The sequence below is a fragment of the Chitinibacter sp. ZOR0017 genome (assembly GCF_000799095.1).
GTDB lineage: Bacteria > Pseudomonadota > Gammaproteobacteria > Burkholderiales > Chitinibacteraceae > Chitinibacter > Chitinibacter tainanensis.
Genome location: NZ_JTLG01000021.1, coordinates 236,585 through 250,503 on the forward strand (window position 1 = coordinate 236,585; position 13,919 = coordinate 250,503).

Sequence of the window (13,919 nt, forward strand, 5' to 3'; positions counted from 1 at the left end):
ATCCTGAGAAAGCCGGTAAGTTACCGGCGAGTAGATAGCCCGATTATAGCGCCTGTGCTGCAACGCGCCATGCGCTAAACCAAAAACTGTGCCGACCGCCACGCTGTAGCGACGGTCGGCGTGCCGCTTAGTGGCAGTGGCAAGCACCGCCCGCTGACGCAGCCGCCGGCGCTGGCGTTGGGCTCACCATCGACAGCGGCAAACCTTGCGCCAGCGCCGTACGCGCCTGCTGCGTGGCGGCCAGCATATTACGCAGTGCCGCTTCGGTTTCGGGCCAGCCGCGGGTTTTTAGACCGCAATCAGGGTTGATCCACAAGCGCTCAGCCGGAATCACCGCCAGCGCCTTGCCGATCAGACGCAACATTTCTGCCACCTGCGGCACCCGCGGGCTATGAATGTCATACACCCCGGGGCCAATCTCATTCGGGTAGGCAAATTCGCCAAAGGCCTCGAGTAATTCCATATCCGAGCGACTGGTTTCGATGGTGATCACATCCGCATCCATCGCGGCAATGGCCGGCAAAATATCGTTGAATTCGGCATAGCACATATGAGTGTGAATCTGCGTAGCGTTGCCAACGACGGCGGCCGAAATACGGAAAGCCCGCCCGGCCCAAGCCAGATAGTCAGCCCAATCGCGCTGATGCAGCGGCAAGCCTTCACGGAAAGCCGGCTCATCAATCTGGATAATCCCGATACCGGCGTTTTCCAGATCTTGCACCTCATCCCGAATCGCCAGCGCGATTTGCGCGCAGGTAGTGGCCCGTGGCTGATCATCGCGCACAAACGACCATTGCAAGATCGTCACCGGCCCGGTGAGCATGCCTTTCATCGGCTGTTGGGTCAGGCTTTGCGCATAGCTGGACCACGCCACGGTCATCGGCTGTGGCCGTGACACATCGCCAAAAATGATCGGCGGTTTCACGCAGCGGCTACCGTAACTTTGCACCCAGCCAAAGCGGGTAAAGGCAAAGCCCGCCAGCTGTTCGCCAAAATACTCCACCATATCGTTACGCTCGGCTTCGCCATGCACCGGTACGTCCAGCCCCAGCTCGGCCTGTTTGGCCACCACCAAGCGAATTTCATCGCGCATCGCGGCTTCATAATCAGCGGCCGCTAGTTCGCCGCGTTTAAACGCGGCCCGCGCCGCCCGGATGGCCGTGGTTTGCGGGAAAGAGCCAATCGTGGTGGTGGGCAACAGCGGCAAATTAAAGCGCGCCCGCTGCGCTTGCTGGCGCACCGCAAACGGCGCCGCGCGCTGATCAATCTCGGCCGGCAAACTGGCCAAGCGCTCGCTCACCGCCGGATTATGGATGCGTGGCGATTGCCGGCGCGCCGCTTGCGCCGCCGCATTCGCTTCCAGCGCCACCCGCACTGCGGGCTGATTAATGCCGCCATTAAGCGCTGTTTGCAGCACATGCAGTTCGTGCAGCTTTTGCCGCGCAAAAGCCAGCCAAGATTTCAGCTCAGCATCTAGGTCGTCTTCTTGTGCCAAATCAACCGGCACATGTAAGAGCGAGCAGCTCGGCGCCAGCCACAAACGCGCGCCCAGCTGCGCCTGTAGTGGCGTGAGCCAAGCCAGCGTGGCGGCCAGATCATTCGCCCAGATATTGCGGCCATCAATCACCCCCAGCGACAGCGCTTTGTCTTGCGGCCAATTGGCGGCAAATGTCTGGATTTGTGTTGGCGCGCGCACCCCGTCCAGATGCAGCGCCGCAATCGGTAATTGCGCCAACAGCGCCTGATGCGCACTCACATCGGCAAAATACGTCGCCAGCACAATCGCCAGCCCTTGCCCGGCCAAGGCCTGATAAGTTGGGGCAAACGCGGCCAGCCAGCTTGCCGGCAGATCCAGCCCCAAGATCGGCTCATCCAGCTGAATTTGTTTCACGCCCAAACTCGCCAGACGATTGAGCACCCGGGTATAGCCCTCAACGCAGCGCGCTAGCAGGTCTAGCTTGTCATACCCCTCTTGCTTGCATTTAGACAACCACAAGAAGGTCAGCGGGCCGGGCAACACGGCCTTCACCGCGTGGCCCTGCGTCAGCGCATCTTCCACTTCATGGAAAAACCAATCCACCCCACCGGCAAAGGCCGTGCTGCTGCTGAGTTCAGGTACCAGATAGTGGTAATTGGTATCGAAGTACTTGGTCATCTCCAGCGCAAACTGGTCGGTATTGCCGCGCGCCAGTTCAAAATACTGACTTAAGGTCAGCGTTTTGGCATTAAAACCAAAGCGCGCCGGCAAGGTGCCGAGTAAGGCGGCGGTATTTAAAATCTGGTCGTACCAGGCAAAATCGCCCACGGTCACCCAGTTCAGGCCCGCCTCGGCTTGCCAGCGCCAGTGCTGGCGGCGCAACTGCTGGCCCACCTGCGTGAGCTCAGCCTCGCTGCTCTCGCCGCGCCAGAAGCGCTCCAGCGCAAATTTCAGCTCACGCTGCGCACCTATCCGTGGGAAACCCAGAATATGGCTGCTAACGGCATTTGGGTTGGCGCTGGTATTTGCTACATTAGTATTGCTCATCACTTTTTCCTGATTAATGAATGTGATTTGCATACTACGCCGCCGCACGCTATGATTACAGCTCATTATTTTTGTATTAAGCATGAATTTAGCTAATCAATGGAGCCGCCATGCAATCGCTGCTGGAGTTACGCCATCTGAAAACTATTCTGGCGATTGCCGAAGCCGGCAGCCTCACCCGCGCGGCCGAACGCCTGCATCTGACCCAATCGGCGCTGTCGCATCAGGTGCGCCTGCTGGAAGATCACTACGGCTTGCCGCTGTTTACCCGCAAATCCAGCCCGCTCAAACTCACGGCGGCGGGTGAAAAACTGGCGCAGTTGGCCACCCATGTTTTGCCGCAGGTCGCCAGCACCGAGCGCGATATTGCCCGCCTGCGCGAAGGCCAGGCCGGCCAGCTGCGCATTGCGGTGGAATGCCACACCTGCTTTGACTGGCTGATGCCCGCCATGGATCAGTTTCGCCAGCATTGGCCCGAGGTAGAGCTCGATATCGTCTCCGGCTTTCATGCCGATCCGGTGCAGCTCCTGTTTGAAGATCGCGCTGATCTGGCGATTGTGTCGGAAGTGGAAAGCCAGCCGGAACTCGCGCATTTGCCGCTGTTTAGCTACGACATGGTGGCGCTGCTGGCCAATGATCACCCGCTGGTGCACAAGCCCTATTTAGAGGCCGCCGACTTTGCCGAGGAAACGCTGATCACCTATCCAGTGCCGGATGAAATGCTGGATTTGCTGCGCAAAGTACTCAAACCCGCCGGCATCAATCCCAAACGCCGCCCCACTGAGCTGACGGTCGCGATGCTACAGCTGGTGGCCAGCCGGCGCGGCGTGGCGGCTTTACCGCGCTGGAGTGTGCAGGGCTATCTGGAGCGCGGCTATGTGCAGGCCAAGCCGATTACCGCGCAAGGCCTCACCAGTGAGCTCTATGCCGTATTGCATAGCGAACGCGCCAGCGCGGCCTATCTGACGGATTTTGTCGATACCATGCGCACGGTGAGTGTGCAGAATCTGCCCGATGTAGTGCTGCTCTGAACTTAGCTGGCGGTAACGGCGGCCAGCCTGCCATTTAAACTAACAACAGCACTTAAGACTCAGCACCAAAAAAAAGCCCCGCAATGCGGGGCTTGGTTTTAAGCCAGGGCGGCCAGCGCGAGTGAGCGACCTAAGCCTAAGCTTATGACTTGATCAGAATCTCGTTGTAACGCACAGTCACCGCAGCTTCGAGCTCTTCACCACTTGGCATCCGGCGCTGGCTCACCAGCAGGTTTTGCAACACTTTTTCCGCTTCGCGCAGCAAATAGCGCTTGCGTTGACGGGTGCTCAGACGTTTCATTTTGGCGTTCATGCACATACTCCTGATGGAAAATCCTGGCCATTATACGCCGGCTGGCGCTGGCCGCGGCGCTTAGCCGACAATGACCGGCGCGCCGCCGGGCATTTTGCTCAAATTGGGCGGCGGTGTAATACCCATCGAAACATAAATACTGGTGAGTTTATCCACCCCGATATTGGCCGGCCGGATCCAGTCTTTGGGCACATACAAGAGACCACCACCAATTGGCACCGGCGCCGTTGGCACCAGCACCACCTGATACACGCGCCCTTCGATCTCCACCGGATCGGGGTTGGGCATCAGCGCCAGCACGGCCACGCCATCACCGCCAAACAGACACCACACCGGGCTCATCGCAGCGATATCGGCATCTTGCTTTTGATCCAAAAGCCCAACAAAACGATCGGCCAGATTATACAAACTGCCAATTACCGGAATCCGCCGCACCGTGCGATCCACCAGCGCGGCCAGCGGCTTTTTAAGCCGCGACTGCACCACGATCCCTAGGCAATAAATCGCCATCAGCAGCAAACAGGTGCCGGTGAGATATTGCAGCACCGGGTTTTTGACAAAACTCTGGCCAAAATAGGCAAACAGCTGCCCCACCAGACTTTTCGGCCCGATATAGGTATTGAGCAGATTAATCGCCCAGGCCAGCAGCGAAATCGTCACAGCGAGCGGCAACAAAGCCAGCAAACCCGCCAGCCAGGTGCCCAGCACGCTTTGCATACTACGTTTGATCAAACCACACTCCTTTGGGGTATTGGGCTAGACGAATTGAAACAATTAGCCTTGCGCACTATACCAGCCAGGGTATTACAATTTTGGGATTTTAATCCGGCTAATCATCAGCGAGCCGGAAGCGGCAAACAGCAGCGTGAGCCAATGCAGGTGAAAGCCAAATAGCGTGATCGAGCCCAGCCATAAATTCGGCCCCAGCGCACCTTGCGTAGCCACCCAGGTGAGTACCAACACCAGCACCAGCGAGGTGGGAATGGGCGTGCCTTCAAAGTATTTGACCTTGTCGCCACCTTCCGACAACGCCTCGGCGGTGACATTGTAACGCGCCAGCCGTGACACCCCGCAAGCCACAAAAAACACCAAAATCACCCGGTCATACAGCCCCTGCATACCGCAGGCATAGCCCATCACCGCCGGAGCCACGCCAAAGGAAATCACATCGGCCAGCGAATCGAGCTCGCGCCCCAAGGCCGAAGATTTTTGCCGCCAGCGGGCAATGCGCCCATCCAGCACATCAAACACCAGGGCGCAAATCAGCAGCGCGGTGGCGAAATACACATGCAGCACATCGCCTAGTTGCAAATACGACATCACCGCAAACAGCGCGCCGGTGCCGCAAATGGCATTGCCGAGGGTAAACCAGTCGGCAAGATGGAATTCGCGAATCATCGCGAAAGGTTTGGGTTTATTCATGTTCTTTCCAGAGCCAGCCTCGCTGTCAGTCACACTTCAGGCGGCAACCGCAGCGCGGTATTTGGCCATCAGCTTCACATAGTGCGCGGCCGAATAATTAAAATGCGCCAGTTCTTCTTCAGTGAGCGCGCGCACTTCTTTGGCCGGGCGGCCCATATACAGATAGCCGGATTTGAGCACTTTGCCCGGCGGCACCAGTGAACCCGCGCCGATCATCACGCGATCTTCGATCACCACCCGATCAAGTACGATCGTGCCCATGCCGATCAGGCATTCATTGCCAATGGTGCAGCCATGCAGCATCACGCCATGGCCAATAGTCACGCGTTCGCCAATGATCAGCGGCGCGCCTTCCGGGTCATCCGGGCGTTTGTGCGTCACATGCAGCACGCTGCAATCTTGCACATTGCTATCACGGCCGATGCGAATATGATTGACATCACCGCGCACCACCGCGCCCGGCCACACCGAAACGTTTTCGCCCAATACAGTGTCGCCAATCACGCTGGCCTGTGGGTGCACCCAAGAGCCAGCGCCCAGTTGCGGAGTGATGCCATCAAAAGTTTCGACTGCCATGGTTTATCCTTTAGCCGGGCGGGCGCGCTTGAATTGCCGTCGCCACACCCCATCTACTGAGCATTAATGTCAGCATTCTACCTGAGCGACCCCATGACGACGAATACCGCTGCGCAAGCCACCGCCAATCCGCTGCTGGATTTTACTACCCTCCCCCGGTATGACGCCATCAAGCCCGAGCATGTTACGCCTGCGCTGGATACCCTACTGGAAAATGCCAGCGCAGCCATCAAGGCGGCCGAGGCCATTACCGAGCCCAGCTGGGATGCGCTAGCGGTACTGGAAGAACCTCTGGAGCAGTTGGGCCGCGCCTGGGGCGTGGTGGGGCATCTGGAATCGGTGGTAAATACCCCTGAGCTACGCGAGGCCTACAACAGCAATATTCCGCGCATTGCCAATTTCTTTACCGAGCTGGGGCAAAATGAACAGCTGTTTGCGCTGTATAAAGGCGTAAAGGCGCGTGAATACGCTTCCTTAAACCCAACCCGGCAAGTGGTCATCGATGACGCCATCCGCGGCTTTGTGCTGTCGGGGGCTGAATTGCCAGCGGCGCAAAAACAGCGCTTTAAAGAAATCGAAGAAAAGCTCTCGGAGCTCACCACCCGCTTCTCGCAAAATGTGCTGGATGCTACCGATGACTTCGCGCTCTACCTCAGCCGCGAAGAGCTGGCCGGCCTGCCTGATGACAATCTGGCCGCCGCCGCCCAGCAAGCCAGCGCTGATGGGCATGAAGGCCAGTACAAAATCACCCTCAAGGCGCCCAGCTATATTCCGGTGATGCAGTATGTGCAAAACCGCGCTCTGCGCGAGCAACTGTACAAAGCCTATGTCACCCGCGCGGCCGAATTTGGCAAGCCCGAGTGGGATAATGGCGTGCTGATTCCGGAAATCCTGGCGCTGCGCCAAGAAAGCGCCCAGCTTTTGGGTCACGCCAATTTTGGCGAAACCTCGCTAATCACCAAAATGGCCGATAGCCCCGAGCAAGTACTGGGCTTCTTGCGCGATCTGGGCGAGCGCGCCAAGCCGTATATGCTGGCCGATCGCGCCGAGCTGGAAGCTTTTGCCAAGGCTGAATTTGGTATTGAAAAGCTCGAAGCGTGGGATGTTGCTTTGGTATCCGAGCGCCTGCGCGAGCAGAAATACTCGTTTAGCGAGCAGGAAGTGAAGCAATACTTCACCGAGCCAACGGTACTGGAAGGCTTGTTTAGCCTGATTTCGCGCTTGTATGGCCTGCAATTTGTGCCGGCCGAAGCTGCGGTGTGGCACCCGGATGTACGCTACTACGAGCTGAAAAACACTGATGGCTCACTAGTCGGTGGGCTGTATATGGATCTGCACGCCCGTGAAGGCAAACAAGGCGGCGCGTGGATGAATGATGTACGCGGCCGCAAATTGCGCGCCGATGGTAGCGTGCAAACGCCGGTGGCCTTGATCGTGTGTAATTTCGCTAGCGGCGTAGACGGTAAAGATGCGATGCTGCCGCACGATGATGTGATTACCCTCTTCCACGAAATGGGCCACGCGCTGCACCACTTGCTGACTGAAGTGGATGAGCTGGAAGTATCGGGCATCAGCGGCGTGGAGTGGGATGCGGTCGAGCTACCGAGCCAGTTTATGGAGAATTTCTGCTGGGAATGGCAGGTATTGCCCGCGCTCACCCGCCATATCGAGACGTCTGAAGCATTACCCCGTGCCCTATTCGATAAAATGCTGGCGGCGAAAAACTTCCACAGTGGCTCGGGCCTGCAGCGCCAGCTGTATTTCTCGATTTTTGATATGGCGCTGCACCAGCAAACGGCGGGGATTTCGGCTGGGGATTTAAGCGCCTTTGCACAGCAAGTGCAGCAGGAACTGGCGCTGCCTTTGCCACCGGAATACAACCGCTTCCCACAGTCGTTTAGCCACATTTTTGCCGGTGGCTATGCCGCGGGGTATTACAGCTATAAATGGGCCGAAGTGCTCAGCGCCGATGCTTATGCTGCCTTTGAAGAAGCCGCGGCCCGCAGTGGCGGCAGCGTGGTCGACCCAGCCGTTGGCGCGCGCTTCCGCCGTGAGATTCTGGCGGTGGGCGGCTCGCGCCCGGCGGCCGATTCATTCGCAGCCTTCCGCGGCCGTGCACCAAGCATTGATGCTCTGCTGCGCCATAATGGCCTGGTGGGCGCGTAAACCGCAGCCTGCCGGCTGTTTCGCGGCTCATCATGCAAAAAGCCCCGCCAAGCGGGGCTTTTTTTATGTTCTGCAGCTTAGGCTGAGAGCAGTTTTTGCTGTAGCTCTTCCTGAAACGCATCCAGATCAGTCTCGGTCATGCCCAAGTGCGCCAGCGCCGCGGCAAAGTGCCCGTCACCCACTTCCTGATCGGCCTCGGCATAGTAATCCAGCAAGAGTCGCTCGGTAATCTGTACGATGGCGATCAAGGTCAGCGCCCCTGCGGGCAGTGTGCTTTCCGGCAATTTGTAGAGTTCGGGCTCATGGTGGTAACGGATCGCTTTGCCGATTAAGGCTGGCAGCCCCCAATTGCGAATGAGCAAAGCCCCCACCACCGGGTGCGTACAGGGGAAATAATCGGTTTCGGCATCAATCTGCAGTTGCTTAACCTCGCGACAATTGATCAGCACCTGCGGGTATTCAGGATAGCGCTGCGCCATCAAAGGCTGGCCGACGTCATGAAACAGCGCATACAGATAGGCGGCATCTAGCGCCACCCCACTGTGCTGCCGCGCCAATAAGCCTGCGGCCTGAGCGAGTAATACCGTGCGCGTCCAGAAAGCTTCGGTATAGGGATTACCCAGCTGCATGGTGGCTTTCAGCGCCGCCGTCATCACAATGCAGTGGATGTTGCGCGTGCCTAAGCGCTCCAAAGCCGACAAGACATTGCTGGTAGGTTTGCTGGCGGAAAACAGCGGTGAATTGGCCATTTTCAACACCTTGGCCAAAAGCCCGGCATCGGCGGCAATCAGCCGTGCCAGCTTGCGTAAATCGGGATCATCGCGCTGGGCTTCCAGCATGGCTTCTTGCACCACGGCCGAGCAGGAAGGAATATCAACCGAGGCTAAAACTTGCTCGATATCTTCAGGGGAAAGTTCATGAGGGTGGCCCATCTGGCACTCCGGCAGGCACACCGGGCAAAGCCGGCAACACTCCACTATAGAAGCACCTCCCCCTGCTTTGCCAAGCCAAATCCAACCCCAAACCAACAATCGGGCTACATTGGCTGTCAGCTCTTACAGTAACCGATCAGCGGTAATTACATTTGCGAGCCAAAGACGGACACTGCCCAAGTTTACTCCGCGCGCAACCAGCCCAGCTGGCCGTGGCAACTCTCGTTCAGCTGCGCTACCAGCGCCGCCTCGCTACTGGCCACGATGCTGAAGCAAAATTCCACCAAACTGCCGTGCTGCACCTCCATACTGGCAGGTGTATAAGCCGCTAACACTCGCCGCACATGCCCTTCCAATGCATACGGCACAGTGCAGCGCAGGCTGCACATTTTTTGCTGCGCCACTTTTTCGGCCAGCAGCAGCGCTTGCGCCACCGAATCGGTGTACGCTCGCACAAGCCCACCGGCGCCCAGTTTAACACCACCAAAATAGCGCACCACCGTGGCCAGCACGCCTTCTAGCTCTTGATGGCGTAATACTTCCAACATGGGCCGGCCGGCCGTGCCCGAGGGCTCACCATCATCCACTGCGGCCGACTGCCCGCCGGCCAGCAAGGCCCAGCACACATGCGCGGCATCGGGATGCTCGGCCTTTAATTGGGCCACAATCGCCTGCGCCGCGGCACGGTCAGCCACCGGCTGCACCGCAGCCAGAAAGCGGCTTTTTTTGATCACCAGTTCATAGTGGGCGGGCTGAGCCAGCGTGTAGGGCATGCAAAAACCTAAAGGGCAAATACTGAGGGGCAAAAGAAAACACCCCTTGCGGGGCGTTCGGGATCATACCTTGGGCGGCGAAACCGCCGCAATTGCAGTGTTCAGCTCGGCTACCAGGGGCGTGGGCGGGGCTGACGATTAGCCGCGCGCTGCTCTTCAGCTTCGGCAACGGTTAGTAAGCGTAGCGCCAACTCGGGCTCGCGTGGCATTGCCGCCATGCAGTGCTGCGCAGACCATTCAGCTTCGCCGCTGGCTGGGCATTCGCGTACCCAGCTGCCTGCAGACATATCCAGAACATTTAACATGATGTGGCCCTCCCGATCATTACTGTATTGAAGACCCTTACAACTTGATCCTTACAATCAGAATATCGGCCTGCCAGGGGCAAATTTCAATCCCTTTATACTGTTTTGCGCAAAAAAAAGCTGAACGGTCGCTCCGCGCCGTTCAGCATCTTGGTCCAGTGACACTGCGCGCCGTACCAATCGGCACTGAAAATGCCGATCCCCCAGCAGAGTCTGTAGCGCTAAATGCCCAACGGCAATCGACTGCTCGTCGGCATTTCTGTGCAAAAAAAGGGAAGCGGATCGCTTCCCTTGTGATAGCTGGCGCGGGGGCTTAGCTGTAATTGTCCATGCTTGGGCACGAACAAATCAGGTTACGATCGCCGTACACGTCATCAATCCGGTTTACCGATGGCCAGAACTTGTTATCCAGCACGTATGGCAATGGGAAGAATGCCGTATCGCGGCTGTAGGCGCGGTTCCACTCGCCGCTGATATCGCCTTTGCTGTGCGGCGCGTTTTTCAGCGGATTGTCTTCCAGCGTCCATTCGCCAGCTTCTACTTTGGCGATCTCGTTGCGGATTGATACCATCGCAGCGATAAAGCGATCGAGTTCGGGTTTGGCTTCTGATTCAGTTGGCTCGATCATCAGCGTGCCCGCAACTGGGAAGCTCATCGTTGGCGCATGGAAACCGTAGTCCATCAGGCGTTTGGCAATATCGACTTCGGTAATGCCGCTCGCGGCTTTCAGCGGACGAATGTCGATAATACATTCGTGCGCGACGCGACCATTGGCACCGCTGTACAACACAGGGTAATGCGCGCCGAGTTTCTTCGCCACATAGTTGGCGTTCAGCAGCGCGATTTCAGTCGCATTCTTCATGCCCGCTGCGCCCATCATCGTGATATACATCCACGAAATCGGCAGAATCGACGCCGAGCCAAATTGCGCGGCAGAGACTGCGCCTTGCCCTTGCGCTACACTCGCGTCACCCACGGTGATTGGCGCTACGGCGTGATTAGCCATAAACGGTGCCAAGTGCGCCGCCAAGCCGATTGGGCCCATACCTGGGCCGCCGCCGCCGTGTGGAATGCAGAAAGTTTTGTGCAGATTCATGTGGCTCACGTCCGCGCCGATGTCGGCTGGACGCGTTAAGCCCACTTGCGCGTTCAAGTTCGCGCCGTCCATATACACCTGACCACCAAACTGATGCACCGTTGCGCAGATTTCTTTCACTGCCGCTTCAAATACACCGTGCGTTGATGGGTAAGTCAGCATCAGCGCCGCGAGGTTGTCTTTGTGCAACTCGGCTTTGGCTTTCAGATCAGCCACGTCCACGTTACCGCTTTCGTCGCAATCGACCACGACCACCTGCATATTCATCATTTGCGCAGTGGCTGGGTTGGTACCGTGCGCTGACTTTGGAATCAGGCAGATATTGCGATGCGCATCGCCACGGCTTTCGTGGTAACGGCTAATCGCCAGCAAACCAGCGTATTCGCCCTGCGCGCCTGAGTTCGGCTGCATACAAATCGCGGCAAAACCAGTAATCGCTTTGAGCTGATCCGCCAAGGTGTCGACCAAGATTTGGTAGCCTTGTGTTTGCTCGCTAGGCGCGAATGGGTGGATATTGCCAAACTCGGGCCAAGTCACCGGAATCATTTCGCTGGTGGCGTTGAGCTTCATCGTGCAGCTGCCCAATGAAATCATCGAGTGATTCAACGCCAAGTCGCGATTTTCAAGGCGTTTCAGGTAACGCAGCATTTCGTGTTCGGTGTGATAGCTATTGAACACCGGGTGCGTCAGGTAAGCTGAAGTCCGTACCAACTCAGCTGGAATCGCATCGCTCGCCGCCGCATCGAGCGCCGCCAAATCAACGTCTTTACCCGTAAAGAGCTTCAGCAAAGTGGCCAGATCATCAGCCGACGCTGCTTCGTGGAAAGCCACGCCCAATACGCTGTCAGACACTTGGCGCAGGTTATAGCCCGCATCTTGCGCAGCTTGGTAAACCGCAGCAGCGTTGCTGAGTTCAACTTGTACCGTATCAAAGAAGGCGCTATACACCACTTTGCCGCCCGCTTGTACGACACCAGCGGCAAACAGCGCAGCCAAGCGGTGTACGCGTTGCGCGATGCGTTTTACGCCCGCTGGGCCGTGGTAGACGGCGTACATGCCAGCCATATTGGCGAGCAGCACTTGCGAAGTACAAATATTCGAGTTGGCTTTTTCGCGGCGGATATGTTGCTCGCGCGTTTGCAGCGCCATACGCAGTGCGGTTTTGCCTTTGGCGTCGATCGACACGCCAATAATGCGGCCCGGAGCCGAGCGTTTCATCTCGTCTTTAAACGCGAAATACGCAGCGTGTGGGCCACCAAAGCCCATCGGCACGCCAAAGCGCTGTGTGTTACCCACCGCAACGTCAGCGCCCAATTCAGCTGGTGATTTCAATACCGCGAGCGACAATAAGTCAGCCGCAACAATCGCCACGCCGCCTTTGGCTTTCAGCGCCGCAATCGGGCCAGACAAATCAACCACCACGCCATCAGCGCCCGGATATTGGAACAACGCACCGAAGTAATCACCATTGGCAACGTCAGCCGCTGCGCCAACCACGACTTCAAAGCCGAAGTATTTGGCGCGAGTGCGCACCACGTCTAGCGTCTGGGGCAATATCTGTGCATCCACAAAAAATACATCAGTCTTGGCTTTCGATACACGGCGCGCCATCGCCATCGCCTCAGCAGCCGCAGTGGCTTCGTCGAGCAAGGACGCGTTTGCCAGTTCCAGACCAGTAAAGTCGATCACCATTTGCTGGTAGTTCAGCAATGCTTCCAAGCGGCCTTGCGCAATTTCAGCTTGGTACGGCGTGTACGCGGTGTACCAGCCCGGATTTTCCAGCACATTGCGCAAAATCACGCCCGGCGTCAGATTGGGGTAGTAGCCCAAACCGATAAATGATTTTTTGATGATGTTTTTGCTGGCGATGGCTTTGAGTTTGGCCAACGCTTCGTGCTCGGGCATTGCATCGGGCAGGTTCAGCGCTTGGTTAAAACGAATATCGGCTGGAATTGTTTGGCCAACCAGATCATCCAAAGACGTGGCGCCGATTTCGGCCAACATTGCCGCTTGATCGGCGCTGTTTGGGCCGATGTGGCGAGCAACAAATTCAGCGTGATTAAACAAAGTAGAAAGCGTCATGGGGTACCTTCAGGGTCAAGGCGTAGCAAAGCGCAGCTATACAGCCGCGCTTTGTGATAAATTATTCTTTTAAATCAGTGCAATACAAGCCAAAGCACAAATTCGAGCGAGAAGCCCGATGGCAAGGCAAGCTATCCGCGAAAAACCGGAATTGACATCAGGTCAATGAGGATTTTGAGCGGGTGGCTTAACGCCGCCAGCGGGGTTCGCAGCCGGATTTGTTTTAGGCGCCGATTTCTTTGCTGTATTGCTCTGCCGTCAGCAAGCCTTCCAGATCTGCCACATTGGCTGGCTTCACGCGGAAGAACCACGCCGCGCCGTATGGGTCGCTGTTGGCCAGCTCAGGTGCGGCTTCCAGCTCGACATTCACTTCCAGCACTTCGCCGGCGATTGGCGCGTAAACATCTGAAGCGGCTTTTACCGATTCCACCACGCCAGCGGTAGCGTCGGCGTCCAGTTGCGCGCCCACAGCCGGCAGCTCAACAAACACCACGTCGCCCAGCAACTCTTGGGCGTGGTCGGTAATGCCGATGGTGACAGTGCCATCGGCTTCCAGGCGCAGCCATTCGTGGCTGTTTACGTATTTCAGTTCTGCAGGTACCTTGCTCATGACGCAATCCTCTATGGGTATATGATTAGAAGTTATATTTTAATTAGCCCGCAGGGCAATACCCTGCGGCGTATAGCGAATACAGTGGC

Annotated in this window: 12 protein-coding genes; 2 read left to right on the forward strand and 10 right to left on the reverse strand. The window is 57.4% G+C overall.

Annotated features, from left to right (window positions below; genetic code table 11):
• Positions 1-127: 127 nt before the first annotated feature.
• Positions 128-2,524 carry a 5-methyltetrahydropteroyltriglutamate--homocysteine S-methyltransferase gene (gene metE, locus L991_RS08100; RefSeq protein ID WP_052190755.1) on the reverse strand — a complete coding sequence of 799 codons (2,397 nt, stop codon included), beginning with the start codon at positions 2,522-2,524 and terminating at the stop codon, positions 128-130.
• Between the two features lie 110 nt (positions 2,525-2,634).
• Here metE and L991_RS08105 point away from each other — a divergent pair, with 110 nt between their 5' ends.
• Complete coding sequence (locus tag L991_RS08105) at positions 2,635-3,555, forward strand: LysR family transcriptional regulator (RefSeq protein WP_028448883.1); 921 nt, start codon at positions 2,635-2,637, stop codon at positions 3,553-3,555.
• A 142-nt stretch (positions 3,556-3,697) separates the two neighbouring features.
• Here the strand turns inward: L991_RS08105 and L991_RS17265 are convergent, their stop codons facing one another.
• The 4 genes from L991_RS17265 to L991_RS08120 form a co-directional block, all read right to left on the reverse strand.
• Positions 3,698-3,868 carry a hypothetical protein gene (locus L991_RS17265; RefSeq protein WP_156129025.1) on the reverse strand — a complete coding sequence of 57 codons (171 nt, stop codon included), beginning with the start codon at positions 3,866-3,868 and terminating at the stop codon, positions 3,698-3,700.
• A 60-nt stretch (positions 3,869-3,928) separates the two neighbouring features.
• Positions 3,929-4,600: a DUF502 domain-containing protein gene (locus L991_RS08110; protein WP_047393883.1), complete on the reverse strand. Its 672-nt coding sequence runs from the start codon at positions 4,598-4,600 to the stop codon at positions 3,929-3,931.
• A 72-nt stretch (positions 4,601-4,672) separates the two neighbouring features.
• Positions 4,673-5,290 (reverse strand): phosphatidylcholine/phosphatidylserine synthase, encoded by a 618-nt coding sequence (locus L991_RS08115; RefSeq protein WP_028448881.1) that lies wholly within the window; start codon positions 5,288-5,290, stop codon positions 4,673-4,675.
• A gap of 36 nt (positions 5,291-5,326) precedes the next feature.
• Positions 5,327-5,866, reverse strand: a complete 540-nt coding sequence (locus L991_RS08120) for a gamma carbonic anhydrase family protein (RefSeq protein WP_047393885.1) — start codon at positions 5,864-5,866, stop codon at positions 5,327-5,329.
• A gap of 93 nt (positions 5,867-5,959) precedes the next feature.
• Here L991_RS08120 and L991_RS08125 point away from each other — a divergent pair, with 93 nt between their 5' ends.
• On the forward strand, positions 5,960-8,032 hold the full coding sequence (locus L991_RS08125; RefSeq protein WP_047393888.1) for a M3 family metallopeptidase: 2,073 nt from the start codon (positions 5,960-5,962) through the stop codon (positions 8,030-8,032).
• Positions 8,033-8,109: 77 nt separating this feature from the next.
• Here the strand turns inward: L991_RS08125 and L991_RS08130 are convergent, their stop codons facing one another.
• The 5 genes from L991_RS08130 to gcvH all read right to left on the reverse strand — a co-directional run bounded on the left by L991_RS08130 (position 8,110) and on the right by gcvH (position 13,830).
• Positions 8,110-8,964 (reverse strand): HDOD domain-containing protein, encoded by an 855-nt coding sequence (locus L991_RS08130; RefSeq protein WP_047393890.1) that lies wholly within the window; start codon positions 8,962-8,964, stop codon positions 8,110-8,112.
• A gap of 182 nt (positions 8,965-9,146) precedes the next feature.
• The gene (locus tag L991_RS08135; protein WP_047393893.1) at positions 9,147-9,737 is read right to left on the reverse strand and encodes a YigZ family protein; all 591 of its coding nucleotides are present in this window, start codon (positions 9,735-9,737) and stop codon (positions 9,147-9,149) included.
• A gap of 110 nt (positions 9,738-9,847) precedes the next feature.
• Positions 9,848-10,042 (reverse strand): hypothetical protein, encoded by a 195-nt coding sequence (locus L991_RS08140; protein WP_047393895.1) that lies wholly within the window; start codon positions 10,040-10,042, stop codon positions 9,848-9,850.
• A gap of 313 nt (positions 10,043-10,355) precedes the next feature.
• Entirely contained in the window at positions 10,356-13,220 is a 2,865-nt protein-coding gene (gene gcvP, locus L991_RS08145; protein WP_047393898.1) for an aminomethyl-transferring glycine dehydrogenase, read from the reverse strand.
• A 223-nt stretch (positions 13,221-13,443) separates the two neighbouring features.
• Complete coding sequence (gene gcvH / locus L991_RS08150; protein WP_047393900.1) at positions 13,444-13,830, reverse strand: glycine cleavage system protein GcvH; 387 nt, start codon at positions 13,828-13,830, stop codon at positions 13,444-13,446.
• Positions 13,831-13,919 lie beyond the last annotated feature (89 nt).

Excerpts from the sequence above, each read along its gene's own strand:
- metE (WP_052190755.1), bottom strand. The coding sequence starts at position 2,524 with ATGAGCAATACTAATGTAGCAAATACCAGCGCCAACCCAAATGCCGTT.
- L991_RS08105 (WP_028448883.1), top strand. The coding sequence starts at position 2,635 with ATGCAATCGCTGCTGGAGTTACGCCATCTGAAAACTATTCTGGCGATT.
- L991_RS17265 (WP_156129025.1), bottom strand. The coding sequence starts at position 3,868 with ATGAACGCCAAAATGAAACGTCTGAGCACCCGTCAACGCAAGCGCTAT.
- L991_RS08115 (WP_028448881.1), bottom strand. The coding sequence starts at position 5,290 with ATGAATAAACCCAAACCTTTCGCGATGATTCGCGAATTCCATCTTGCC.
- L991_RS08120 (WP_047393885.1), bottom strand. The coding sequence starts at position 5,866 with ATGGCAGTCGAAACTTTTGATGGCATCACTCCGCAACTGGGCGCTGGC.
- L991_RS08125 (WP_047393888.1), top strand. The coding sequence starts at position 5,960 with ATGACGACGAATACCGCTGCGCAAGCCACCGCCAATCCGCTGCTGGAT.
- L991_RS08130 (WP_047393890.1), bottom strand. The coding sequence starts at position 8,964 with ATGGGCCACCCTCATGAACTTTCCCCTGAAGATATCGAGCAAGTTTTA.
- L991_RS08135 (WP_047393893.1), bottom strand. The coding sequence starts at position 9,737 with ATGCCCTACACGCTGGCTCAGCCCGCCCACTATGAACTGGTGATCAAA.
- L991_RS08140 (WP_047393895.1), bottom strand. The coding sequence starts at position 10,042 with ATGTTAAATGTTCTGGATATGTCTGCAGGCAGCTGGGTACGCGAATGC.
- gcvP (WP_047393898.1), bottom strand. The coding sequence starts at position 13,220 with ATGACGCTTTCTACTTTGTTTAATCACGCTGAATTTGTTGCTCGCCAC.
- gcvH (WP_047393900.1), bottom strand. The coding sequence starts at position 13,830 with ATGAGCAAGGTACCTGCAGAACTGAAATACGTAAACAGCCACGAATGG.